Genomic DNA, 22428 nt, shown 5'->3' on the forward strand with positions numbered 1-22428 from the left:
TTCGCCTGTAGGCGAAGCGCACCGCTACACTGGCGTGCCGTGATGATCACCCTGGACCATGTCAGCAAGCAGTACAAATCGTCGGCGCGCCCGGCGTTGGATGACATCAATGTCAAGATCGACAAGGGTGAGTTCGTCTTCCTGATCGGTCCGTCGGGTTCGGGCAAGTCGACGTTCATGCGGTTGTTGCTGGCGGCGGAGACGCCGACATCCGGAGATGTACGGGTGTCGAAGTTCCACGTCAACAAGCTGCGTGGTCGCAATGTGCCCAAACTGCGGCAGGTGATCGGTTGCGTTTTCCAGGACTTCCGGTTGCTGCAGCAAAAGACGGTGTACGAAAACGTCGCGTTCGCCCTAGAGGTGATCGGCAAGCGTGCGGACGCGATCAATCGGGTGGTGCCCGATGTGCTCGAGACGGTCGGCTTGTCGGGCAAAGCCAACCGCCTGCCGCACGAGCTGTCCGGCGGCGAGCAACAGCGGGTCGCGATCGCCCGCGCCTTTGTCAACCGGCCGCTGGTGCTGCTGGCCGACGAGCCCACCGGCAACCTGGACCCAGATACCAGTAAGGACATCATGGATTTGTTGGAGCGAATCAACCGCACCGGGACGACGGTGCTGATGGCAACGCACGACCACCACATCGTTGACTCGATGCGGCAGCGGGTGGTCGAGTTGTCGCTGGGCAGGCTGGTTCGTGATGAACAGCGCGGTGTCTACGGGATGGATCGCTAAGTGCGCTTCGGCTTCCTGCTCAACGAGGTCCTGACCGGACTTCGTCGCAATGTCACCATGACGGTCGCCATGATCTTGACGACCGCCATCTCGATCGGCCTGTTCGGCGGTGGTCTGCTGGTGGTCCGCCTGGCGGAGAACTCGCGTGCCATCTATCTGGACCGCGTCGAAACCCAGGTGTTCCTCACCGACGACGTATCGGCCAACGATCCCAACTGCGATTCCGACCCGTGCAAGGCGTTGCGCGAGAAGATCGAAAAGCGCAAAGACGTCAAAGCGGTGCGATTCCTCAACCGCGCGCAGGCCTACGACGATGCCATCCGCAAGTTTCCGCAGTACAAGGACGTTGCGGGCAAGGATTCATTCCCGGCATCGTTCATCGTGAAGCTGGAGAACCCGGAGCAGCACAAGGACTTCGACTCCGCCATGCAGGGCCAGCCCGGGGTGCTCTCGGTGCTCAACCAGAAGGATCTGATCGACCGGTTGTTCGCGGTGCTGGATGGCTTGAGTAACGCCGCGTTTGCCGTGGCATTGGTCCAGGCCGTCGGTGCGATCTTGCTGATCGCCAACATGGTCCAAGTCGCCGCGTATACGCGGCGCACCGAAATCGGCATCATGCGATTGGTGGGGGCCAGCCGCTGGTATACCCAGCTGCCGTTCCTGATGGAGGCGATGCTGGCCGCGACGCTCGGGGTCGTCATCGCCATCGGCGGCCTGATATTCGTGCGGGCGATGTTCCTGGAAAACGCGTTGAACCAGTTCTACCAGGCCAATTTGATCGCCCGTATCGACTATGCCGACATCTTCTTCATCTCCCCGGCCCTATTGGCGCTGGGCGTTGCGATGGCCGGGGCCACGGCGTACGTGACGTTACGGCTATACGTGCGGCGGTAGCGATGGCAGCGCAGTCGAAGCAGGCGAAACCGTCCGGCAAGCAGGGTGGCAAGAAGATCATCGCCACCAATCGCAAGGCTCGGCACAACTACTCGATCATCGAGGTGTTCGAGGCCGGCGTCGCACTGCAGGGGACCGAGGTGAAGAGCCTGCGGGAGGGGCACGCGTCGCTGGTCGACGCCTTCGCCACCGTCGACGACGGCGAAGTCTGGCTGCGCAACCTGCACATCCCGGAGTACCTGCACGGCACCTGGACCAACCACGAACCGCGGCGCAACCGCAAGCTGCTGTTGCATCGCCGCCAGATCGACACCCTGTTCGGCAAGATTCGCGAAGGCAATTTCGCGCTGGTTCCGCTGTCGATGTATTTCCTCGACGGCAAGGTCAAGGTCGAACTCGCGTTGGCGCGCGGTAAGCACGCCCACGACAAGCGTCAGGACCTGGCCCGGCGTGATGCCCAGCGTGAGGTGATTCGCGAACTGGGTCGCCGGGCCAAGGGCATGGGCTGACTGGCGGTGCGACCGTAGGCGTCGCGTTTGGGCTCACGCCGGGTTTGCGATTGGCCAGCCGGGGTAGGGGTGCTGCGTCGGGAAATCGGAGCGCGGGTGGACTCCATCGGCTAGAAACACGCGCCGCTGGGGTGGGTCGGGTGCTTTGGTGACGCACGCGTTGGTGTCGGCTTGCCTGGTTGGCCATTGCGGTGGGGCAAGCCGCAGGGTGTCGGTCGGTCCGTGGATGGCGTAGCCGACGATCCGCCAGCCGTCGAACACATCTGTTGTCGGTGCGGGGGCCGGCCCCCGCTGAGGCGGCAACGGCGGGCTTGTGTCGGGTGCGGGGGCGGTCATTGCGACCCATTGCGCGAAAATGCCGCCGTCGGGATTGTGAGTGCCCAGAGGGTTGGTCGGATCGTTGCTGTACCGGCCATCTCCGATGTCGTAAGCGGTCCCGTAGTCCCATCCGCAGACCACCGCGGTGACCTGGCGGCCGGAGGTGTCGATACGCAGGATGTGGGAGCGGCCCGTACCTACGGCTGGATAGGGGAGCGGACTGCTGTCGGGGCGTGGCTCAGGCCAGAGGTCTTGGGTGATGGGGGGTGGGTTCAGCGAATAGTCGGGCTCGGCTGGGTCGTTGGGTGCGACCGCGTGTTTGAACCCGGGGTAGACATAGTCGATGTCGCCCATCTGACTGGCAAGTGAGCGCGACTCCAGGTACGCGCGGATGACTACCGCAGGTCCGGTCACAAGGTCGATTCCCGGTTCCGCGCTCCACACTTCTCGTTCTTGTGCCAGCAGTCCGGTCCAGGGGACCTTTGATAGCGGCGGCGCGGGTTCCGAGTGACTGCAGCCGATGGCTGCCATCATGACAACGGGTAGCGCGGCCAGCGCCCTGGATACGCGACGTGTTGCGCTCATTTTTTCCATGGTTGTGGGTTGTGCACAACATTGTTGTAGTAGGTCGAAATATCGGAGTCGATCCGTGTCACCGTGTCGTTGCCGAGTGTCTGGCTTAGCGCGCTTGAAAGCACGCTGTCGTAGGCTTGCGGAGTATTCCTCTTGCGCCAATCCTCGTTCATCTCGGCATAGGTGGCAATTCGCATCGGGCCGTCAGGATGCTGCGGATCGACTGGGCGATATAGCTCCGGTTCCAATCCAGACAGCGGTTGGCCGGACGCCAGAAATCCGTCGAGCACCAGCCGCGGTGGGGTGGTGTGGGGCATGTCCGGAATCGACGTCGTGGTCGGCGCGGGACCGACGATGTCGTGCTCTATGGCCGAGCCGATGAGATTTGTTCCGCTGCCTACGATTCCCGCTCCGGGGATCGGCAGAGTACCGACGCCGAAGGTGCCGCCCTTGAGCAGACTTTCGTAAGCTGATTTCTTCAGGTTGTATGCGGCCGTCAGATCGGCGTTGGAAGCGTTGTAGGTGCCGACGTCGATGAGCCCCTTCAATCTGGCCGCGTACTTGAGATCTTCGTCGTGATTGATCAGGTCGGGAACCTGGTTGGCCGCGGATTGAGCGAAATGCTTTTCAGCCTGGATGATATTGCGGTCGGCCGCGCCATTGAAATAATCCGAAGCCGACTTATCGGTACTCAGCACCGAGAAGATCCCTTTCGCTGCCGGCCAGGATTCGTTTTCTTGGTTCTCGGCCGAATCTGGGGTGGTAAAAAACTGGGAAAATTCATTGTGCTCGCCTGCGATGTTGGGTATGTATGGCGCCAGACCGTGTGCGAAAGATTGGACCAGCTCGGGATTTGCTTCGCCCAGCGTGGTGGTGCTGAATCCGTTCGGCAAGTTCAGTAAGTCACCGGGGTGTTGGCCCAAGTAGCTTGCGTATGCATGTGCGGTTTTACCCGCGAGCTCGGCTTCAGGCCCCCCAGGGTTTTGCGTCCAGCTGAACAATGAGCCGATGCCCTTGCCGCCGTCGTCCCACCGATTGTGGGTCACATCGAACAAGAACTGATCGTGGCCACTGCTGGTGAGCAGGTCGGTCACCCTCACGTGATCGCGCCCGGCCACTCGGAACACATCGTCGAGGATGTTCCGCTGGGCGCCATGGAGCAAACTATGGTCCACGATTTGCCCGTGCGGCATTTCTTCGTGGAGTTCTCGCGTGCCCCAGTCAAGCATGGCCTTGTCCAGCTCCGTGCCGTGCTGCAGCCTTGGGCTGCCATCACCGGCGACCTTGGCGATCTCCGCGATGTCGTTGGCCGAATTCGAGTGCGAGGGTTCGTTGAATGTGAGTGCGTTCTGCAAACTTTGCGGCAGTTGATCAAATCCGCCCTGCATCGTTTCCGAACCCTCTTGGGCTCCTACTTTGGTATCGGTCTTGGGGAAATTGAGGTTCGGGTTGCTCATCAACTGCCACGAGTCGCCGATGATGGCTCGCTCGACTCCCAGGCGTTGTTCGGCGGTCTTGAGCGCATCGACAGACATGCCATGCTCTTGAGCTTGTAGTTGGCTCAACACCGATGCCTGCTCCGCGTTTAGTGGCGTCTTTCCGGCCAGCTGATCCGGGGTGATGGAACCCAGCACCCCGCTGACGCGAGCGGCCGCTCCCAGGTCACCGGCAAGCGCGTCATGTACGTCTCGCTCGGCCTGGCGGGGCGTCTCTGCCTCATGGCCGTCGGCCCCCCGAACCCGAGCCGGGTCGTATCCATCGGTGGCGAGGTTGGTCTGTCCTTTTTGCAGAATGTCTGAGTAGCAGTTTCGGATTGAGTGCAGTCGTCTCAGGGCGTCCTCTGTGTCGCGGATTGCATCGTCTTCACACGCCGTGATGATGGCGTCGAGTGCGTTTCTATCCGCCGCGCTGAGGTGGGGGTCCTTTTCCATCTCCATCGCCTGCGCGATCAGGTCATCAAGGTCCTGCAACTGAATTTCGAGGGTGGCGATTCTTCCGGCAGCGCCTTTTTGCGCCTCAGCCAGCGCTGCGGCGACCTCCTCCAGATGGGCTCCGATCTGGGGCAACTGCTCGGATTGAGCGCCCAGCGCCTGGGCTGTGCGCTGCACCTCGGCGGAATCGTTGATGGGGTTCTCGCCGTTCTGGTGATTCCAGGCCGCTTCAAAGCGTCGGCGGGCTTGCTCAAACGTAATGTTCGACTCGGCAGTGCTGCGTCCCGCAGCATGAAACGCGGTTGCCAAGTCGGAAATCTGAGCTGGGCGACCAGCCTGGAGGCTTTGGTTGATCGCCCAGGGATCACCTCCGGCATAGGCGACTAGCGCCGGGACGCTTATGTACCTAAGCTGCATTGCCCCACCTCGAGCGTGGTTGTCCACGCGCTGGGATTGGTTCGTGCCCTCGAATGGAACAAACCCGAATTGATCAGCATCGTCGTCCCTTCTCGGCCCGGGGACACAGGATACTGTCGCGAGCCGGGTGGTCAATTCGCTTGGCGATGGCCGGTCGGTGCGGCGCTACGGGCGCATTTCGCTCCGGCCGGGTCGACCTGACACCATCGGCCCAAGAGACAACCCCAATAGACAACACAGAGACCTGGATCTCGTTGTCGGTCGCTATCGAGGTGGGCGAACATGGACAAGGCATGGGCTGACTGGCGCGCACGCGCAAGCTGCGGTACGTACGGGAGATAGCGGTGACTGAAGACCCTGTGATTCGGGAGTTGTCCGCGGCGGTGGAGCGCAGCCCCGAGGTTGTCGAACTTCGGCTGCATCTGGCCGCGCTGTTGGCTGACAGGGGACGCCACGCGGAGGCGCTGGGGCATTGCAGTGCGGTACTTGCCAAGGATGCCGCCAATGCCGAGGCGCTGAGTCTGTTGCAGCGTTGCAGCGCGGCGTTGGCAGCGCCTGCCGAGGTGGTGCCGGCGCAACAGCAACAGCACGCTCCCGACACTGCCGGCTTTGACTGGTCCAAGGCGGAAAAACAGGTCGCCGACATCATCGAGCCCGCATTCGTGGAGGCGCCCCCGGACGTGGTCGGCGAGGGCGACTTCGACGTGGTGCAGCGCAGCCAGGTCCGGTTGGCCGATATCGCCGGTATGGCCGATGCCAAACAGCAACTGGAGCTTTCGCTGCTTGGGCCGCTACGCAACCCCGAGCTGATGAAGGCGTACAAGGTCTCCGCACGCGGTGGCCTGTTGTTATACGGCCCGCCCGGTTGTGGGAAAAGCTATCTGGCCAAGGCGGTTTCGGGGGAGCTGGGTGCCAGCTTCTACCAGGTGGGAATCGCAGATGTGCTGCATCGCTGGTTCGGGGATAGTGAGCGCAGCATCCGCGCGGTCTTCGACAATGCCCGCCGCAACGCTCCGTGCGTGCTGTTCTTCGACGAAGTGGACGCGTTGGGGCATCGGCGTTCCGCGCTCAGCGGCAGCGCGGGGTTGCGCACGGTGGTCAACTCCATTCTCGAAGAACTCGACTCGGCGGCGTCCTCCAACGATGGCGTCTATGTGCTCGGAGCGACCAATGCGCCCTGGGACGTCGACCCGGCGCTGCGTCGGCCCGGCCGTTTCGATCGGATGATCTTTGTCGGGTTGCCCGACGCCGAAGCCAGGGCGGGGATCGTCCGCGTTCATCTGCGGGATCGGCCGGTCGCGGGGATCGACCCCCGGGCGATCGCCAACCGCACCGAAGGGTTTTCCGGCGCAGACCTGGCGCACATCTGTGACAGCGCAACCCAGATAGCGATGGCCGAATCGATGCGTGCCGGACAGGTTCGTCCGGTGACGATGGCAGACATCGACGCGGCCGCCGCACAGATCCGCCCCAGCACTGGACCCTGGTTCGAGACCGCGCGCAATGTCGTCGAATTCGCCAACAACGACGGAACCTACGACGACCTGGCAAAGTATCTGCGCCGTAGAAAGATTCGGTGATGCCAGGCCCCGCCGCCGATCAGCGCGACGAAGCCATCCACATCGCCAGCATCCACTGCGACACTGGGAATTACGAACGCGCCCGAGAGGTCTTGCGCAGTTCGTTGGCGCAAAATCCCAATGACCCGAACCTGTTGGCGCATCTGTCTCGGGCTGAATACCTGCTGGGCAACTACGACAATGCCGCGTGGAGCGCATACAGCGCATTGGCGGCCGCGCCCGAATCGGAATTCGCCATGCGGCTCTACGCGGTATCCCTCGATCAGCTGGGGCGCAGCTGGGACGCCCTGTGCATGGCGTGGCGGGCGGTGCTGGCTCATCCCAATGAGCCCCTGGCGCATCGGACTTACGCGAGCTTGTTACAGAAGGCCTGGCAATTGTCCAACGCGCTCTATGCCATCGACCAAGCGTTACGGCTCGATCCCGGCAATGTTGACGCACACATTCTGCGCGGCTCGATCTTGCACGACCTGCGCCGAATCGAGGAATCCACCGAGGCCTATCGAGCCGCGTTGGCGCTGGACCCAGGCAACGCCGAGGCGCTCAACAACCTGGCGATCAACCGGCTTCGTCGGCGCAAATTTGCGCACGCGCTGCGCGGGTTTCTCGATGCGGCAGGCACCGACCCGACCATCGGTGCGGTGGCCCGCCGGAACATCGGTGTGGTCCTGGAGCGGGTGTTTCGCGGGGTGACCGTCGTTGCCGGGGTGCTCGCGTTCTTCGCCGCCATGGTGCTGAAGCTGAACGCCAAGGCGCAGTCGACGGCGGGGCTGCGGGTGGTCACCGGAATTCTCACCGGGGTGCTGATCGTCGGGTTCATCTGGATGCTGCGCTCGGCGCCCCGTCGGGTACTGGCTTCGGCGTTGCGCGAACAGCGCCTGACCTATCTCCGGGTGCTGCACGCGCTACTGGCGGTGCTGGTCGGGGCGATTGCCACCATCTTGGCCTGGCCCGCCGGCATCATCCCGGTGTGCGGCCTGCTGATATTGAGCGGGCTGCTGTTGTTCTGGGTCGGCCTCAGCTACTGAAGCTGACCGGCCTAGTATCCGACCATGGCCTCCCGACCCCTTACCGAACTCGATAAATCCGACGTATTGGCTGGGCTGTTCGCCGTGTGGGACTCCATCGACGCGCTGCTGGACGGGCTGCCCGAGGCCGACTGGCAGGCCAAGAGCCCGCTGCCGGGTTGGGATGTCAAGGCCGTCGTGGCGCACCTGATCGGGACCGAGTCTTTCCTGATGGGCGTCGCCGCGCCCGAGCCCGACGTCGACGTTTCCGCGCTGGGGCACGTGCGCAACCCCATCGGGGTGATGAACGAGTTCTGGGTGCGCCACCTGTGCGGGGAGTCCGGCGCCAGCCTGCTGGAACGTTTCCGCAACGTGACCGAGAAACGGCGCAAGGCTCTCACCGACCTTTCCAACGAAGAATGGAATGCCGCGACCACCACGCCGGCCGGACCCGACAGCTACGGGCGGTTCATGCGGATCCGTGCCTTCGACTGCTGGATGCACGAGCAGGACATCCGCCACGCGCTGCAGCAGGAATCGTCCGACGAGCAGCTTGCGGGGCCGGCTTCGCGCCTGTCCCTCGACGAGATCTCGACCTCGATGGGGTTTGTGGTCGGCAAGCTGGCCAAAGCTCCCGAGGGCTCACGCGTCCTATTCGAGCTGACCGGACCGCTGACCCGCGAGATCCGCGTCAACGTCGAGGGTCGTGCGCAGGTTGTCGACGACTTTGGGGGACAAGAACCGACCGCGACGATCCGGATGGACGGCCTGCAGTTCACTCGGCTTGCCGGTGGTCGCCCGAAGAGTCCGGCGCGCAGCCAGGACATCGAATTCGGCGGCGACAAGGACCTGGCCGCCCACATCGTCGAGCGTCTCAACTTCGTGATCTGATCGGGAACATAATTCGGTTGCCGCTGGTTTTTCAGGGCGTACCATGGGTTGTCCTGCCGAAGATCGGCAGGGATGCGAGGGGCTGAACGGTTTCGACTTCGCGCATCGAATCAAGGGAAGCGTGCCGGTGCAGGCAAGAGACCACCGTAAGCGTCGATGCAACTAGATAAGCGCCGATTCACATCAGCGCGACTACGCTCTCGCTGCCTAAGCGACGGCTAGTCTGTCGGACCGGGAACGCCCTCGCCCCGGACCCCGGCATCAGCTAGAGGGATCAACCGATGAGTTCGGTCGCGGGGCTCATCGGGACATCAACAGCGACTGGGATCGTCATCCTGGCTAGTTCGCGTGACCAGGAGATCCGAGCAGAGACATAGCGGACTGCGCACGGAGAAGCCTTGAGGGAATGCCGTAGGACCCGGGTTCGATTCCCGGCAGCTCCACAACTGAATGGCGGGTCGTACGCCACAACTATCGCGTACGAACCATGCCTGATTCGCTAATCGGTTGCCGGTCACGGCTGTGGCTGGACCCGCAGGGTAGTTGGTGTCGACGCCACCCGCGCATTCTCGTGGCAACTGAACCTGCGCAAGCACTCGGTCACGGCGGTGGGTAGTTGAATACCACCGTCCCAACACCGCTCGGACTGTTCGAGATGTACACCGGGCCCAATGCGAAGGGCAGAAGCCCGGTATTCATTGGAATGTTTCCGGTGACTACTGGGCTGTCGGTGCCGGTCGTGGTGTAGGAGTACAGCAGCGTTTGATTGTCGTTCGTGGAGATGGAGATAACCGTTCCCGGAGGGACGACTCCGGATGTCTGTCCGGTCCCGAGAATGATCCCGGGAATCGTCCCGTGGTTTCCGCCGGAATCAACAATCGAGGTGACCGGATAGTAGGTGCCGAGTGGGTCATAACCGCCGAACTGGACATCCAGGGTGGTGATCGGTACTCCGCTCACCGAGGTTATGGGTGTGCCTGTGTTGGGCCCGAACTGCATGTATCCCTGAGGAATGTTAATCAGTTCGCCCTCATTGAGTTGACCCGGCAGCGCCGTGGTCACGACGTTGCCGTGCCCTCCTGTGGCGGCGTTGATATTCGGTCCGATGCCCAGTACGCCGTGCCCCGTCGGGCCGAAGCCGTTCCCCATCGCAATCAGGGTCAGGCCTTGCAGAGATGTCGGGAACGGGAGGATGCCGACCTGAACGCTGGTCGGGGCAGTCACAGCCCCACTGCCGAAGTCCACTGTTGTGTTGAAATCGGCGTAGAGGATGTTGACCCCGTTGCCGTACCGAATCACATCGAATCCGGTGGGCAGTCCGAGGTTTTGTAATCCGATGTCCCAGATGGGGACGACAAGACCAGCAGATCCGGTGTCAAGCAGCACAGGCACACTGGGCCCGCCGTTTATGGAGACATTTACCGCCGGAAAGTTGTTGTCGAGGTATAGCGGGACAGATGCGTTGACCGGTGACCCGGTGCCAGCGGGCCCGTTGTTGCCGTATAGCCAGCCGCCGAGGCCTCCTGGTCCGCCCGCCGCGTTGGATCCTCCGGCACCCCCGGATCCGCCGTTGCCGATGAGTCCGGCGGTGCCTCCGGTGCCGCCGGTGAGGCCAGGAGTGGTTTGCGAGTAGCCGTTGCCGCCGTTGCCGATGAGCAGGCCGCCGGCGCCGCCATTGGGGTTGGCCGCGGTGCCGTCGGCGCCGTTGCCGATAAGCGGGCGCCCGAGCAGGAATTCAGTGGGTGCATTGATGGCTCCCAGCACGTCGCGTCCGACCGTCTGCAACAGCGACGCGCTCTGTGCCTCAGCGGAGGCATATGCGCCGGACGCCGAGTTCAGCGCTTGCACGAACTGCTGGTTAAAAGCGCCGAAATACCCACTCAGGGAATGATATTCGCGCGCGTGCCCCGCAAATAGCGCTGCAATTGCCGTTGATACTTCGTCGGCGGCAGCGGTTGCGAGAACGGTGGTTGGGCCGGCAGCGGCCCCATTGGCCGCTGCAAGAGTCGAACCGATGCTTTGTAGATCCTGCGCTGCCGATACCAACCACGGTGGGGCCACGCTCAGTTGCGCCACGCCGACCCCCGTCCTGTCATGGTTGTCCACGTCCCCGGCTGTCTCGTCGAGGTATCCCCAGTGATTCCGAGACAGTCGGCGCTTTTCGTCGTTTCCGAGTGCCCCAATTTCAATGCGGTGTGTCCGGGCAAAGGTGGTGTTGTGCGGCGTAGACGACGGCCGGCATTGGGATCCGGCGCGATTGCGCACCGCGCACACACGCAGGTGTTGGCCATGCCGCACCTCCCAGGTGGGGGTGATGCTACGCCGACGGCATCTTCTTTGGCGGACGGTTTGATCGGCGCGCGCCTCAACCGTGGTGCGGTGGTGCCTCGTTGCGCAGCCATTCGTCGTTTGACGCCCGCCGGATCAGATCCTCATCGCCGAACCTGTCCAGGTCCTCGGGTGTGACGCGCGCCCGAGGAGGTTTTGCCGGGGCCGGCGGCGGGGTTTCGGAGTCCATGACAGTGATTGTCTCTGATTTGAACGTCGGGTTGGGATTCGCGGTCGCTGCACCCCGGACAGCTAAGGCGAACAATCCCGCTGTTTGGGATCGGTAGCAGATCCGCGCCGCTACTTTTCGCGTGACGACGCCGGACAATGGCGTCAGGGGATTTGAGCGAAAGAGGTTCCATGATGTGCGGATCTTCGAGTTCCAGCAAGCCCACGACGGCCCTGGTGGGTGCGGTGTCGCGGCTGAGACCCACTAGTCGTGGGCTCGGCCATGACTGTGTTCGTCTATCTCGGCCTGGGGCTTGCCGGTCTGGTGCTGGGCGCGGGGACGGCCCAGGCCGATTCGAGATGTGACCCGATCTGTCACGGCACTTGGTGCCCAGGCGAACCGGTGCCGTGGGCGGTGCAGGAGCTGGCCCAAACCTGGGACATGAACGTCTGCCATGACTTTCACCAGGTATCCGGTGGGGTGTACGCGGAGGGGCCACTCCCGCCGGACGCGGTGCGGTGCCCGCCCATTTCGTTCTTGTGCCCCTGATCGGGGCGTGGTCGACGCGTTGAACGCCGACAGTGAAGCCTAGAAGCCCATTTTCTGGCATCTCACATTGTGATTCTGACAGACCATTCCGATCCGGCCCTGGCCTTCCAGGGCGCCCTCCGGATGGCTCTGATGCAACGCGCGTGGATCCTGGGCGGGTGGCTGGGTGAGGATGAGCAAATCGTCGATTATCGGGGGAGTCGCATCTTCTGGGTCCGCGTTGGCGATCGCGCTGCTACCCACCAGAGCCGTCAGCGCAATCAGGATTGCCGACACTGCGTGAGCGATTCTCCGAAGGGGCATTGATCAACCTCTCTGCCGCCTGCCACGAATTTCTGGCTAAGTTTGAAGTTTAGTCGCCAAGCGCAGCCATAAGCGATCCGGCAAACGAAGTAAGTACACGAATTGCACAACCACCGGCCACAAACCGACCGGGTCGTGTCCAGAGTGACGTGTCTGCGTCGCGAACCAGCTACAAACGGGAAACAACTCTGATTTCTTCAACCAGCAAAGCCGTAGGGCTAATCGGGCGGTGCCTAGCGTATCGGCTGTGATGCCGATTTCCGCGGTGATTCGTCGTGCCGTGGTTCTCGCTGTGTGCCTCGTCGCATCGATTTCCGCGCCGTCGGCAGGTGCGGAGCCGGACGCCCAACCCCCGCCCGGTGCCGTGCCACCGGATGACGGGGCGGTGCCGCCTGGCACACCCGCCAAGATCACCACCCCTGACGGCTGGGTCCTGGCCCTCGGCGCGAAAGACGAGAAACACGTTCCGGTGGCGCCGATGACCACCGCGATCTCGTCTCGGGAGTACCTCTCCAGCGGGATCTTCGGCGCTTCGCTAACCGGGCCGGAAACCCCGCGGGGCATCCTCGAGGTCGGCTACGAGATCGGCTGCGGCATCGACATGAGCACCTCCAACGGCTTCGTCATGGCCAATAGCGGCGGTGTCGCCCCCTCGATCGGCGCCGAACTACCCCTGGGGCCCGGCCAGCCGCCGATTCTCATTCCGCTGATAACCGGGCAATACAACAACGTGGTCAGTGTGGGGCTCAAGCCCGGGTTCGTCGTCGTGGTGCCAGTGGTCAGAAAAGAGTTCAAGGGGGCAAATCCCTGGATCATGATCAGCGCCTTCCATCTCAAGATCGATGGGTGCGTTGGTCAATCGTTCGTCCGCTCGTACGCGACCCTGACCCGGATTACCGATGAATCCGACGTGGTGCTGTCCTACGTCGGCTCCACCAAGGCTGTCTGATTGCGCTGTCCTCGGAGCCCCTGCTACGCCGGTGCGGCGGGCTCGATCAGAAGTGTCGGCACGCCGCACGTACCGTCCTTCACGCTGACCACGCGGGTGCCCGGCTTGCGTCCGACCCGAACCTCGGAGACGTCGAACCCGGCTTCGGCGAGGCGCCTGCGCGCGGCATCGGCGTCGGGGACGCGCCAGGACAGCCCCCACACCTGATCGGTTCGGGCTGGAAGCCGCGCGTCGCTCAGTGACTGCGCGATCTCGACGGTGACTCCGCCCACGCGCAGGAACACCAGCCGCATGCCCCAGTCGGCAAAGCTGCGGTCCAGCGCGAGGCGCAGGCCGAGCCGGTCGCGGTAGAGCGTGATTGCGGCATCGGCGTCGGACGTCTTGACCACGACGTGATCGATCCCGGTGACCACCGCCTCCGGGGACCCGACTAGTGCGGCCTCGGCAAGGCGATCCGGCGACTCGTGCTCGATCGCGATCATCAACACGGCCCGGGTGCGGGTCTCCGGTAACAGCGCGCTACGCCAGCGCCGCACCTGTCCGGTTTCGGAGTCGCGGCCGAGGCCGGGGGACACCGGCGAGGGCTCGAGCCCGTTTGCGGCGAGCCGCGCATGCGCCGTGTCGAGATCAGCCGTCGCGAATGCGAGCCCGATCGGGCCCTCGCCGCGTTCATCGAGCTGTGCGGTGACCCGCTGCCCGAACGGCCCATCGCCGCGCGGCGTGATCAGCTCGAGGTAGGTGTTGTCGAGCCGGAACAGCGCATTCGCCGTGCCCCAGCCGGGATGATCTCCGCGCCACGAGGGGCTGCGGGACAACAGCGTGGCGTAGCGCCGCGTGGCGTCGTCGAGGTCGCGCACGGCGAGGATGACATGGTCGAGCGCGTCGAACACATGCCCAGCATGCCTGATCGCCCTGGGGGCGCGATCCGCCGGGTTGGCCCGGCGGGGTAGGGCCCGCTAACCCCCGCTCTCGCGGGCCTTGATCGCGTCTTGGGATATATAGACGTCGAATTCGCCGGGTGCGGCGATGACAGCGTTGCCGTAGGCCGAGCGCACGAATGGCTTGGTCCACCACTTGCCGCCGCGCATTTCGGCGAAGAAGTTCCCGTCACCGCCGTTGAGGAAGATCTGGTGCTGTGTCGGTGAAACACCGTCCAGGCGTTCACCAAACAGGCGGGTCACCTTGTAACCGGAATGCATGCCCAAGATATTGACCCAATGGTGAAGCTCGACGATGTCGGCTTGCAGCACCCACATGTCACCTTCGAGCTGATAGGTGTGGCGGCTATATGCCTTGCCGGCATCGTCGTAGAGGGTGAGATCCACGTTGAGTTCATGCGCGGAGTTGCTGACCTGCGTCGCCACCACGTGGGCAGCCTTGACTTCGCCGGTCAACCCCAAATACGTCTGTACCAGCGTGGCAAACCAGAGCATCAGTAGCGAAACAACCAGCAGTGAAACGCCGGTGACCGCTCGCCCGGGCCGGAATCGCAGTCGGCGCCCCCGCGTCGGCGCTCCCGAGCTGTCGCCGGAATGCACCTTCGGACGTCGCCCGACCACCGCTGACAGCAACATCACCACAGCGGCGACGGCGATACCCGCCAGCACAATCTGCGCCAGGCCGAACTGGTGGGGGAAGTTCATATCCGTAGTTGTACCCGCTGAGCCTCAATGCGAAGCCACGGCCTAGGGGTGTTCGCTGATCGCCCGCACCAGTCGTTGGCGACCGCTGGGGGTGAGCCCGATGTCTCGAGTGCCTTGCCAGGTCTCGATATCGGCCAGAGTCTCTTCGCACCAACGCAGTAGCAGATTGTTGAAGTCAGAGTAGAAGGACACGAGGCGTTCGTTGAGGTGCAGTCGCTGCGGGAACGGTCCTCCCGTCGCGAGCAGCTCCGCCACCAGCGGTAGACCTTCGGCGCGTAGCGTGCGCGCTTGCCGTGCTGTCGCTTCGACCGCGGCGCGCAGATCGTCCATGTTTCCTTGGTCGGCGAGCATGACCCGAAGCAGTCCCTCGATTTCGAGCGTCGGCGGTGCCGGCTCCGTGCCGAGCCAGGCCTGTAGCGCGGCGCGGCCAGCGGGAGTGATCGTGTAGCGGGTGCGCCGCCGCCGCCCGCCCTCCACGTGCGCTTCGGCATGTCCGCGTTCGACCAGACGCTTGAGCTCCGCGTACAGGTGCCGCTCCGACCGGGGCCAAAACCAGTGCAGACTCCGCTTCGACTGGGCTACCAGCTCGTATGCCGTCCAGGGTTGTACGCCCAGCAATCCGAGGACTGCGAAAGAACTGGCAGTTGGTTGAGGCGTCATGCTATTGACAGTACCGCATGCTGCAGTAAATAATACTGCACTATGCAGTAACGCCCTCCCGCAAGGAGATCGTGATGAACGCAGCCGAGTGCATCGCCCTTGTCGACACCTCCCGAGATGAGTTACGAGATCGAATTTCGCTGGCACACCAGCGATTTGATCGCCTCATTCGCACCGCGGACCCGCTGGCCCGACCGCCGGGCCACGATTGGACCGTGCAGCAGATCGCGGCCCATGTGCTGACACTGGCGCACCGCTATCACCAGATCGCGCGGGGGCGTGACTATCGGCACGCGGGCAGCGCAAGCGCCGTCGCCGCACTCAATCAGTCCGAGCTGGAGGCGGCGCTGGCCCCGGTGTCCGAGCTCGCCGATCAGCTTCAGGCACTGCTTCCGGAGATCGACGCCTTCTTCGACGCGAACAGCGACGACCGGCTGACCATCCCGTTTCATGGCTGCGGCTTCATGTCGACCAACACCGCGCAGACCAACTTGCTGGGTGAATTCCTTCTGCACGGCCAGGATGTCGCGCAAGCGGTAAAGCTGCCCTGGGACCTACCCGAACGCGACATGGCGCTGATACTGCGGGGGGCAAGGGAGATGGTGCCCATCTACCTACGCCCTGGGGTGGGCGCCAACGTCGACATTTGTGTGGCCTTCCAGGTCCCCGCGGCGCGCCCGTATCTCATCCATATTCACGACGGAACCGCCGAGATGCGCGAACGCCGGCCTGAGGACCGCCCCGACGCGGTGTTGCAGGCACCCGCGTCGACCATGACTCAGCTGCTCTATCAACGCATCGGGCAGTTCGCCGCCGTCCGCCGCGGTCTATGGCTGACCGGTGGCCGGCGGCCCTGGGTGGCCCTCAAACTCATGACGTACTTCGAACGGGCCTGACCCGCCCCGCGCACCATCAATGGTCCGCGGCGCAGGTCAGGGGACATCAGGAACATTTACCAGACAGATCATTTGCCAGCCCATATACGGCATTTGTCTGCTCTTCCATGTAATCGAAGCTGCCCCAAGTGCCCGCCTCTGGCCAAGCCAGGCTGGTCGAGCCGTCATTCAAATAGTAGAGCCCTTCGACCGATTTCTGCAGATTGTTTGAAGCACGGTCGAGCCTGCCGACAAGAGGTTCTAAACCGGGGACGTTGTGGTCGGCATTGAGATCCTGAAGGCGCAAAATGCCTTAACGTATTGTGCTTAATTGTATTGTGGCATCCCGCCGCTGCCATCCGCCGGATAAGTACGGCGAACTGATTATCCTGCGTGCCTCGTTGATTCCGGGCGGCACTTGGTTGTCGAGAATATTGCGAATTTGATCGGGCACTGCACAAGGAACTCCTGCGGCGCGATATTTCTGGCGCGGTTCTAACGGGTTGCAGTTACCCTGTAAATGCCTTTTACTAATTTTTTGAGTCAGATTTGCCTTGTCCGAATTTAGTTGAATTCTCGCCGGTTAGAGCGTATTCGATATGAGCACACCGCAGCGTGTTCCGCGCCGGCCGGTAGCCCCCCCGTGTCCCCTCGCGCCTGCGCATTAGAGCCCTCTCGAAGGCGCCGAAGATGTACGTTGCTGCAAAGGGGCCGCTGAAGTGCTGATCGAGGGGGACCGCTAGTGAGTTTCTGGATGTGGCCGCCCGAGGTGAATTCGGTGCTGCTGCTTGATGGGCCGGGGCCGGGGCCGATGCTGGAAGCGGCCGCCGCCTGGGACGGGATCGGTACCGAGCTGAGCTCCGCGGCCTCCGCATTTGGCTCGGTGACCTCAGAGCTGGCTGGCCAGGCCTGGCAAGGCCCGGCATCGGCGTCGATGCGGGCCGCGGCGGTCCGATACGTGGAATGGCTGGGGGGCACCGCCGCTCAAGCCGAGCAGTCGGCAACCCAAGCCCGGGCGGCGGCCGTCGCATATGAGGCGGCACTGGCAACCATCGTGGACCCCGGATTGATCGTGGCCAACCGCGGGCAGCTGCTGTCGCTGGTGTTCTCGAACCTGTTCGGCCAGAATGCGCCGGCGATCGCGGCCGCTGAGGCCGCGTATGAACAGATGTGGGCTCAGGATGTCGCGGCGATGGGTGGCTACTACTCCAGCGCGTCGGCGACGGTCGCGGCGCTGGGGCCGTGGGCCCAAGCGCTGGAGAATCTGCCAGGCGAATTCGCCCGAGCCCTGGACAACGGTCTTGTCCTGGTCGAGCAGCAGATCGAACAGGCCGCCACAACATTGGCCACCGAATTCACCCAGGTGTCCAACACGCTGTTCACCACGATCTTTGGGGCGCCGGCCGATCCTCCCTTCGCGGCATCGCAGACCGGGACATTTACCGGCACCCCGTCGCTGATAACCAGATTTGAAAATACTGCGCTGTTGCCGCTAAAGCCACTGCTGAGTGTGTCCGGGCTCGACAGTCAAATTGCGGTTCCCGGCAACCCGCTGCTGGCGTTGGTTGCCAGCGACATCCCGCCGCTGTCGTGGTTTATCGGCAATTCCCCGCCGCCGCTGTTGAACTTGCTACTGGGCGAAACGGTGCAGTACAGCACATATGGCGGGATGAGCGTCGTGCAGATCACGCCGGCTCAACCAACCGGGGACTACGTGGTCGCCATTCACGGTGGCGCATTTATCTTTCCGCCCTCTTTTCTGCACTGGATCAATTATTCGGTGATGGCCCACCAGACCGGCGCGACCGTTCAGGTGCCGATCTACCCGTTGCTACAAGAAGGGGGTACGGCCGGCACCGTGGTACCGGCGATGGCCGGCCTCATCTCAAACCAGATCATGCAACATGGTGCCGCCAACGTCAGCGTGATCGGCGACTCCGCGGGCGGCAACCTGGCGCTGAGCGCGGTCGAATACATGGCGAGCCAGGGGAGCCAAGTGCCGTCGTCGATGGTTTTGCTGTCGCCATGGCTGGACCTTGGGATGACCAATCCAAATATTGCTTTCGTCCAGGACCCGCTGCTCCCGTTCGGGCCCGCACAACAGATCGGCAAGGCGTGGGCGGGCAATCTTGCCGTGACCGACCCGATGGTGAGTCCGCTATACGGGTCGCTGAGCGGACTTCCGCCCACCTACGTCTACGCGGGCTCGCAGGAGATCCTCGCCCCGGACGTGCTCGTCCTGCAGCAAGAAGCCGCAGCCATCGGAGCCCCGTTCAACTTCGTGTTGGCCCATGGCCAGATTCACGACTGGGTGTTGCTGACGCTGGACGGTCCGAGATACCTCGCGCAGATCAACCAGGAACTCGGCATCGCGGCCTGAGTGCGGGATGCGCCGTCGACTGCTGCCGCTGCCGCTGATGCCGGCGCCATCGAACAGAATTGAACCCATGGCTCCCACTTCGGTGTCGAACGCCCGGATCGAGAAGGCAGTCCTCGACGCACACGAGAAGCAGAAGAACAAGCACGGCGGCAAGAACGCCGACTACATTCCGATTCTGGCGCAGGTGCCCTCAACCCTATTCGGAGTGTCCGTCGCTACCGTCGACGGACAGGTCTTCACCGCGGGTGATGCGGGGTACGAGTTTGCGCTTGAATCGATCTCGAAGATCTTCACTCTTGCGCTGGTGATCGAACAACGCGGTCCCCGAGAGCTGCGCCTCAAGGTTGGCGCGGACCCAACCGGTGAGGCGTTCAACTCGGTGCTGGCGCTCGAGCTGCACAACGACAAACCGATGTCGCCGCTTGTCAATGCCGGCGCGATATCGACGACCAGCCTGGTGGACGCCGTTGGTCCCGAGGACCGCTGGCGCCAGATCGTCGGGGCGCAAAGCGATTTCGCGGGACGTCAGATCTCGATCAGCGAGGAGATCAACGCCTCCGAGCAGGCCACCAACTTTCACAATCGCGCCATCGCCTGGCTTCTGCGCGGCAGCGGATACATCTACTGCGACCCGATGGAAGCCTGCGACATCTACACCCGCCAGTGCTCAACGTTGGTCACGACGGCGGACCTGGCTGTGATGGGGGCGACGCTGGCCAACGGCGGGACGAATCCGATCACCGGCAAGCGGGTGATCGCACGCAAGAATGTTCCGCATGTGCTCGCCGAGATGACGATGGAAGGTGTCTACACCCGCTCGGGCGACTGGGCCTATACGGTCGGGTTGCCCGCCAAGAGCGGCGTAGGCGGCGGGCTGGTCGCCGTCGCGCCGGGGCAGCTGGCGATAGCGGCCTTCTCGCCGCCGCTGGACAAGGTGGGCAACAGCGTTCGCGCCCAAGCCGCGGTGGCCCAGATCGCCGACACCCTGCAACTCGGGCTGTTCAACGTTCCCGGCGAGGAAGACGAATAGGGGACTCGGCTCGGCCGCCCAAACCGCGGGCAGTGCCGAGATGGGGACCTTCGGCCGTGGCGGTGACCGGTGCGTGCCGACGAGAATCGCGTGATGGCCCAACGTGAGCTCGAAGAACTCTCCGACGCCGAATGCTTTGAGCTGCTCGCTACCGGGCGGGTCGGCCGACTGGTGTGCCAAGACGACCTCGGACCGCTCGCCGTTCCCGTCAACTACGCGATGGCCGGACACGACATCGTCGTCCGAGTTGAGGGCGGCGCGAAACAAGCGGCGATGGCCCAACCGATGCTGGCTTTCGAGGTCGACCATGTCGACGAGGGCCAGCAGTCGGCATGGAGTGTCCTGGTGCGCGGTCCCGGGGCTGAGGTCGACATGGAACAGATTCCGGCGCTACTGCGAGAGATGGATGGCCACTTCCCCAAGCCGTGGGCGCTCGGCATCCACAACGTCTGGCTTCGGATTGTGCCCACAACCATCACCGGGCGGCGGCTCGGCGGGCAGCGTCGGTCGTGGTGACCTGCTACAGCAACGGGACGAACGACAGCAGGGAAAGCAGCAGTATCAGGGGGACGCCGGAATTGGCGGTGCCGGAATTGAGGACACCGGAGTTCAACGAACCGATGTTCAGCACACCCGAGTTGTAGCCGCCCAAGGTGAAGAAGCCCGCGTTGCTGCCATCGCTGCCCGCGTTGACGAAGCCGGTGTTGTAGCCGCCGTTACCGACGTTGAAGAATCCCGTGTTGTTTCCGCCGTTGCCAAGGTTCAACACGCCGGTGTTGCCGCCACCGGCGCCCGAGTTGAAGAAGCCCGCGTTGCTCCCGCCGGCCCCCAAGTTGAAGAAGCCCGAGTTGTAGCCGCCGCTGCCCACGTTGAAGAAGCCCGAGTTATGGCCGCCGTTGCCCACGTTGAAGAGGCCCGAGCTAGTTGACCCGGCGTTGAAGAAGCCCGAGTTCGCGACGGTTTGGGTGATCGCACTGCCCAAGCCGGTGTTGAGATCACCCGAGTTCCACATGCCGGTGTTGATATCGCCCGCATTCCAGAAACCGGTGTTGTAGCCGCCCGCGTTGAAGGCGCCCGTATTGTGCGCGCCCGAGTTGAAGCTGCCCACGTTGAACCCGCCCAAGACGAAGTTGCCCGCGTTGAAGCTACCCAGGTTGCTGGTGCTCGAGTTGAAGCTGCCCGCATTGAAGCTGCCCGAGTTTCCCACGCCGAAATTGTTGATTCCCGAGTTGCCGAATCCCACGTTGAACCCCGAGCCCGCGTTGAGGCCCGAGTTCCCGATGCCAGTATTGAGCGCGCCGGAATTCCCGATGCCAGTGTCGATGAAGCCCGAGTTGCCAAAGCCGGTATCGATGGCACCCGAGTTTCCGATGCCCCAGTTCCCGACCCCGGAGTTGAAGAAACCAACATTGCCGGTGCCGGAGTTGCCGAAGCCGAGATTGCCGCTGCCGGAATTCAGCCCCCCAAACCCCATCTGATTGTTGCCGGTAAGGCCGATGCCGATGTTTCCCGAACCGGTGTTGCCGAAGCCGACGTTGTTGTTGCCGGTGTTCCCGAAGCCCATGTTGTCGCTGCCGCGGTTTGCTAGGCCCACATTGTTGTCGCCCTGATTTCCCCAACCCTGGTTTTGGTTGCCGATGTTGCCGCTGCCGGTATTGCCGCTGCCCAGGTTCCCATTGCCGACGTTGTCGTTGCCCGCGGTTCCCCCCAGCCCCGCGTTTCCGAAGCCCACGTTGTTATCGCCGTGATTTCCGCTGCCCTGGTTGTAGTTGCCGGCGTTGCCGCTGCCCCAGTTGGAGTTTCCGAGATTCCCGCTGCCGACGTTGCTGTCACCGCGGTTGCCGCTACCGAGATTGCCGTTGCCGGTGTTGCCGCTACCCAGGTTGGTGTTGCCGGTGTTGCCGCTGCCCAGGTTTTGGGTGCCGACGTCGCCACTGCCCACGTTGCTATCGGTGTTGCCGATGCCCAGGTTGGGCCAACCATTTGCGGCCGCAGCGGCGGTGGCTGAGCTAGCCAGTTGCCCCGGCAGGCCGGGCAGGCTTTGCAGCCACTGCTGCCACGGTGCCAACTGCGCGGCCGCCGCCGACGCGCCGCCGTGATAACCCACCATCGCGGCTACGTCGGCGGCCCACATCGCCTCGTATTCGGCCTCGGTGGTCGCGATTGCCGGCGTGTTCAGCCCCAACAGATTCGACCGCACCAGCGACACCAGCTGGGCGCGGTTGGCCGCCACCAGCATCGGAGGCACCGTGGCCGCTCGGACCGCCTCGAACGCTGCTGCCACCACCTTGGCCTGCGCGGACACATCACCGGCGCGGGCGGCCGCTAGACCCAGCCAGCCCGCATAGGGAGCGGCCGCGGCGGCCATCGCCGCCGCCGCGGGGCCCTGCCACGACCCGCCCGTCAGCCCCGACGTCACCGACGAAAACGCGGCCGCCGCCGTGCTCAACTCGTCGGCCAACCCGTCCCAGGCGGCTGCGGCCGCCAGCATTGGCCCGGACCCCGTGCCAGCGAATATCCGTAGCGAATTGATCTCTGGCGGCAACACCGAAAAGTTCATCACTGTCGTCCTCGTACCAGTGCCTTCTCAGCGTCGGGGGCAATTGCTCGTTGTCACCGTGGCGCTATTTGAAAGCGTAATTTTAATGACTGACTTGGCGGCATGTTGCCGCCTTTGAAGAGAAAAGCTC

Annotated in this window: 22 protein-coding genes and 1 other RNA gene; 13 read left to right on the plus strand and 10 right to left on the minus strand. The window is 63.5% G+C overall.

Annotated features, from left to right (window positions below):
* Positions 1-42 precede the first annotated feature (42 nt).
* The 3 genes from ftsE to smpB are packed head-to-tail and all read left to right on the plus strand — an operon-like array spanning position 43 to position 2135.
* A complete protein-coding gene (ftsE, locus tag CCUG20998_RS07180; RefSeq protein WP_011740377.1) occupies positions 43-732 on the plus strand; it encodes a cell division ATP-binding protein FtsE in 690 nt (229 codons plus the stop codon).
* On the plus strand, positions 733-1626 hold the full coding sequence (ftsX, locus tag CCUG20998_RS07185; protein ID WP_012393370.1) for a permease-like cell division protein FtsX: 894 nt from the start codon (positions 733-735) through the stop codon (positions 1624-1626). It begins immediately after the preceding gene.
* 2 nt (positions 1627-1628) lie between these two features.
* Positions 1629-2135: an SsrA-binding protein SmpB gene (gene smpB, locus CCUG20998_RS07190; protein WP_012393371.1), complete on the plus strand. Its 507-nt coding sequence runs from the start codon at positions 1629-1631 to the stop codon at positions 2133-2135.
* Between the two features lie 33 nt (positions 2136-2168).
* Here smpB and CCUG20998_RS07195 read toward each other — a convergent pair whose 3' ends face one another.
* Together CCUG20998_RS07195 and CCUG20998_RS07200 are read right to left on the minus strand one after the other, a co-directional pair.
* Positions 2169-3038: a hypothetical protein gene (locus CCUG20998_RS07195; RefSeq protein WP_036457506.1), complete on the minus strand. Its 870-nt coding sequence runs from the start codon at positions 3036-3038 to the stop codon at positions 2169-2171.
* The gene (locus tag CCUG20998_RS07200; protein WP_036457507.1) at positions 3035-5374 is read right to left on the minus strand and encodes a putative alpha/beta hydrolase; all 2340 of its coding nucleotides are present in this window, start codon (positions 5372-5374) and stop codon (positions 3035-3037) included. The genes CCUG20998_RS07195 and CCUG20998_RS07200 overlap by 4 nt, the downstream gene beginning before the upstream one ends.
* Before the next feature lie 344 nt (positions 5375-5718).
* On the opposite strand from CCUG20998_RS07200, the gene CCUG20998_RS07205 reads away from it, so the two are divergent.
* The 4 genes from CCUG20998_RS07205 (at position 5719) to ssrA (ending at position 9298) form a co-directional block, all read left to right on the plus strand.
* The gene (locus tag CCUG20998_RS07205) at positions 5719-6954 is read left to right on the plus strand and encodes an ATP-binding protein (RefSeq protein ID WP_036457434.1); all 1236 of its coding nucleotides are present in this window, start codon (positions 5719-5721) and stop codon (positions 6952-6954) included.
* A complete protein-coding gene (locus CCUG20998_RS07210; protein ID WP_038579099.1) occupies positions 6954-7982 on the plus strand; it encodes a tetratricopeptide repeat protein in 1029 nt (342 codons plus the stop codon). Before CCUG20998_RS07205 ends, CCUG20998_RS07210 begins: the two co-directional genes overlap by 1 nt.
* 24 nt (positions 7983-8006) lie before the next feature.
* Positions 8007-8852, plus strand: a complete 846-nt coding sequence (locus CCUG20998_RS07215) for a maleylpyruvate isomerase family mycothiol-dependent enzyme (RefSeq protein WP_020732288.1) — start codon at positions 8007-8009, stop codon at positions 8850-8852.
* Between the two features lie 78 nt (positions 8853-8930).
* Positions 8931-9298, plus strand: a transfer-messenger RNA (tmRNA) gene (ssrA, locus tag CCUG20998_RS07220).
* 154 nt (positions 9299-9452) lie between these two features.
* On the opposite strand, the gene CCUG20998_RS07230 is transcribed toward ssrA, so the two are convergent.
* Both CCUG20998_RS07230 and CCUG20998_RS27800 read right to left on the minus strand, forming a co-directional pair.
* The gene (locus CCUG20998_RS07230; protein ID WP_036457509.1) at positions 9453-10928 is read right to left on the minus strand and encodes a PecA family PE domain-processing aspartic protease; all 1476 of its coding nucleotides are present in this window, start codon (positions 10926-10928) and stop codon (positions 9453-9455) included.
* A 289-nt stretch (positions 10929-11217) separates the two neighbouring features.
* Entirely contained in the window at positions 11218-11370 is a 153-nt protein-coding gene (locus CCUG20998_RS27800) for a hypothetical protein (protein WP_020732290.1), read from the minus strand.
* Between the two features lie 261 nt (positions 11371-11631).
* Here CCUG20998_RS27800 and CCUG20998_RS07235 point away from each other — a divergent pair, with 261 nt between their 5' ends.
* A complete protein-coding gene (locus CCUG20998_RS07235; RefSeq protein ID WP_166436237.1) occupies positions 11632-11898 on the plus strand; it encodes a hypothetical protein in 267 nt (88 codons plus the stop codon).
* Between the two features lie 39 nt (positions 11899-11937).
* On the opposite strand, the gene CCUG20998_RS07240 is transcribed toward CCUG20998_RS07235, so the two are convergent.
* Entirely contained in the window at positions 11938-12174 is a 237-nt protein-coding gene (locus tag CCUG20998_RS07240; protein ID WP_020732292.1) for a hypothetical protein, read from the minus strand.
* A gap of 277 nt (positions 12175-12451) precedes the next feature.
* On the opposite strand from CCUG20998_RS07240, the gene CCUG20998_RS07245 reads away from it, so the two are divergent.
* A complete protein-coding gene (locus CCUG20998_RS07245) occupies positions 12452-13150 on the plus strand; it encodes an MspA family porin (RefSeq protein ID WP_172607267.1) in 699 nt (232 codons plus the stop codon).
* 23 nt (positions 13151-13173) lie between these two features.
* Here the strand turns inward: CCUG20998_RS07245 and CCUG20998_RS07250 are convergent, their stop codons facing one another.
* The 3 genes from CCUG20998_RS07250 to CCUG20998_RS07260 all read right to left on the minus strand — a co-directional run bounded on the left by CCUG20998_RS07250 (position 13174) and on the right by CCUG20998_RS07260 (position 15453).
* Positions 13174-14040 (minus strand): VOC family protein, encoded by an 867-nt coding sequence (locus CCUG20998_RS07250; RefSeq protein WP_020732294.1) that lies wholly within the window; start codon positions 14038-14040, stop codon positions 13174-13176.
* 66 nt (positions 14041-14106) lie between these two features.
* Positions 14107-14793: a hypothetical protein gene (locus CCUG20998_RS07255; RefSeq protein ID WP_020732295.1), complete on the minus strand. Its 687-nt coding sequence runs from the start codon at positions 14791-14793 to the stop codon at positions 14107-14109.
* A 42-nt stretch (positions 14794-14835) separates the two neighbouring features.
* Positions 14836-15453 (minus strand): PadR family transcriptional regulator, encoded by a 618-nt coding sequence (locus tag CCUG20998_RS07260; RefSeq protein ID WP_036457441.1) that lies wholly within the window; start codon positions 15451-15453, stop codon positions 14836-14838.
* Between the two features lie 74 nt (positions 15454-15527).
* On the opposite strand from CCUG20998_RS07260, the gene CCUG20998_RS07265 reads away from it, so the two are divergent.
* Positions 15528-16349, plus strand: a complete 822-nt coding sequence (locus CCUG20998_RS07265; protein WP_020732297.1) for a maleylpyruvate isomerase N-terminal domain-containing protein — start codon at positions 15528-15530, stop codon at positions 16347-16349.
* A 46-nt stretch (positions 16350-16395) separates the two neighbouring features.
* On the opposite strand, the gene CCUG20998_RS28340 is transcribed toward CCUG20998_RS07265, so the two are convergent.
* On the minus strand, positions 16396-16635 hold the full coding sequence (locus tag CCUG20998_RS28340; protein ID WP_231389861.1) for a hypothetical protein: 240 nt from the start codon (positions 16633-16635) through the stop codon (positions 16396-16398).
* Between the two features lie 447 nt (positions 16636-17082).
* On the opposite strand from CCUG20998_RS28340, the gene lipY reads away from it, so the two are divergent.
* The 3 genes from lipY to CCUG20998_RS07285 all read left to right on the plus strand — a co-directional run bounded on the left by lipY (position 17083) and on the right by CCUG20998_RS07285 (position 20254).
* Entirely contained in the window at positions 17083-18708 is a 1626-nt protein-coding gene (gene lipY / locus CCUG20998_RS07275; protein WP_020732298.1) for a triacylglycerol lipase LipY, read from the plus strand.
* 67 nt (positions 18709-18775) lie between these two features.
* Positions 18776-19738: a glutaminase A gene (gene glsA / locus CCUG20998_RS07280; RefSeq protein ID WP_011741248.1), complete on the plus strand. Its 963-nt coding sequence runs from the start codon at positions 18776-18778 to the stop codon at positions 19736-19738.
* A gap of 93 nt (positions 19739-19831) precedes the next feature.
* Positions 19832-20254 carry a pyridoxamine 5'-phosphate oxidase family protein gene (locus tag CCUG20998_RS07285; RefSeq protein ID WP_036457511.1) on the plus strand — a complete coding sequence of 141 codons (423 nt, stop codon included), beginning with the start codon at positions 19832-19834 and terminating at the stop codon, positions 20252-20254.
* 4 nt (positions 20255-20258) lie between these two features.
* Here CCUG20998_RS07285 and CCUG20998_RS07290 read toward each other — a convergent pair whose 3' ends face one another.
* Positions 20259-22298 (minus strand): PPE family protein, encoded by a 2040-nt coding sequence (locus CCUG20998_RS07290; RefSeq protein WP_020732301.1) that lies wholly within the window; start codon positions 22296-22298, stop codon positions 20259-20261.
* Between the last annotated feature and the right edge of the window lie 130 nt (positions 22299-22428).

This window comes from Mycobacterium marinum (assembly GCF_003391395.1).
GTDB lineage: Bacteria > Actinomycetota > Actinomycetes > Mycobacteriales > Mycobacteriaceae > Mycobacterium > Mycobacterium marinum.

Coding starts and splice junctions, on each gene's coding strand:
- CCUG20998_RS07245 (WP_172607267.1), top strand. CDS start 12,452: ATGCCGATTTCCGCGGTGATTCGTCGTGCCGTGGTTCTCGCTGTGTGC.
- CCUG20998_RS07255 (WP_020732295.1), bottom strand. CDS start 14,793: ATGAACTTCCCCCACCAGTTCGGCCTGGCGCAGATTGTGCTGGCGGGT.
- CCUG20998_RS07200 (WP_036457507.1), bottom strand. CDS start 5,374: ATGCAGCTTAGGTACATAAGCGTCCCGGCGCTAGTCGCCTATGCCGGA.
- CCUG20998_RS27800 (WP_020732290.1), bottom strand. CDS start 11,370: ATGGACTCCGAAACCCCGCCGCCGGCCCCGGCAAAACCTCCTCGGGCG.
- CCUG20998_RS07235 (WP_166436237.1), top strand. CDS start 11,632: ATGACTGTGTTCGTCTATCTCGGCCTGGGGCTTGCCGGTCTGGTGCTG.
- CCUG20998_RS07285 (WP_036457511.1), top strand. CDS start 19,832: ATGGCCCAACGTGAGCTCGAAGAACTCTCCGACGCCGAATGCTTTGAG.
- CCUG20998_RS07290 (WP_020732301.1), bottom strand. CDS start 22,298: ATGAACTTTTCGGTGTTGCCGCCAGAGATCAATTCGCTACGGATATTC.
- ftsE (WP_011740377.1), top strand. CDS start 43: ATGATCACCCTGGACCATGTCAGCAAGCAGTACAAATCGTCGGCGCGC.
- glsA (WP_011741248.1), top strand. CDS start 18,776: ATGGCTCCCACTTCGGTGTCGAACGCCCGGATCGAGAAGGCAGTCCTC.
- CCUG20998_RS07260 (WP_036457441.1), bottom strand. CDS start 15,453: ATGACGCCTCAACCAACTGCCAGTTCTTTCGCAGTCCTCGGATTGCTG.
- CCUG20998_RS07195 (WP_036457506.1), bottom strand. CDS start 3,038: ATGAGCGCAACACGTCGCGTATCCAGGGCGCTGGCCGCGCTACCCGTT.
- CCUG20998_RS07265 (WP_020732297.1), top strand. CDS start 15,528: ATGAACGCAGCCGAGTGCATCGCCCTTGTCGACACCTCCCGAGATGAG.
- lipY (WP_020732298.1), top strand. CDS start 17,083: ATGTGGCCGCCCGAGGTGAATTCGGTGCTGCTGCTTGATGGGCCGGGG.
- CCUG20998_RS07210 (WP_038579099.1), top strand. CDS start 6,954: ATGCCAGGCCCCGCCGCCGATCAGCGCGACGAAGCCATCCACATCGCC.
- smpB (WP_012393371.1), top strand. CDS start 1,629: ATGGCAGCGCAGTCGAAGCAGGCGAAACCGTCCGGCAAGCAGGGTGGC.
- CCUG20998_RS07215 (WP_020732288.1), top strand. CDS start 8,007: ATGGCCTCCCGACCCCTTACCGAACTCGATAAATCCGACGTATTGGCT.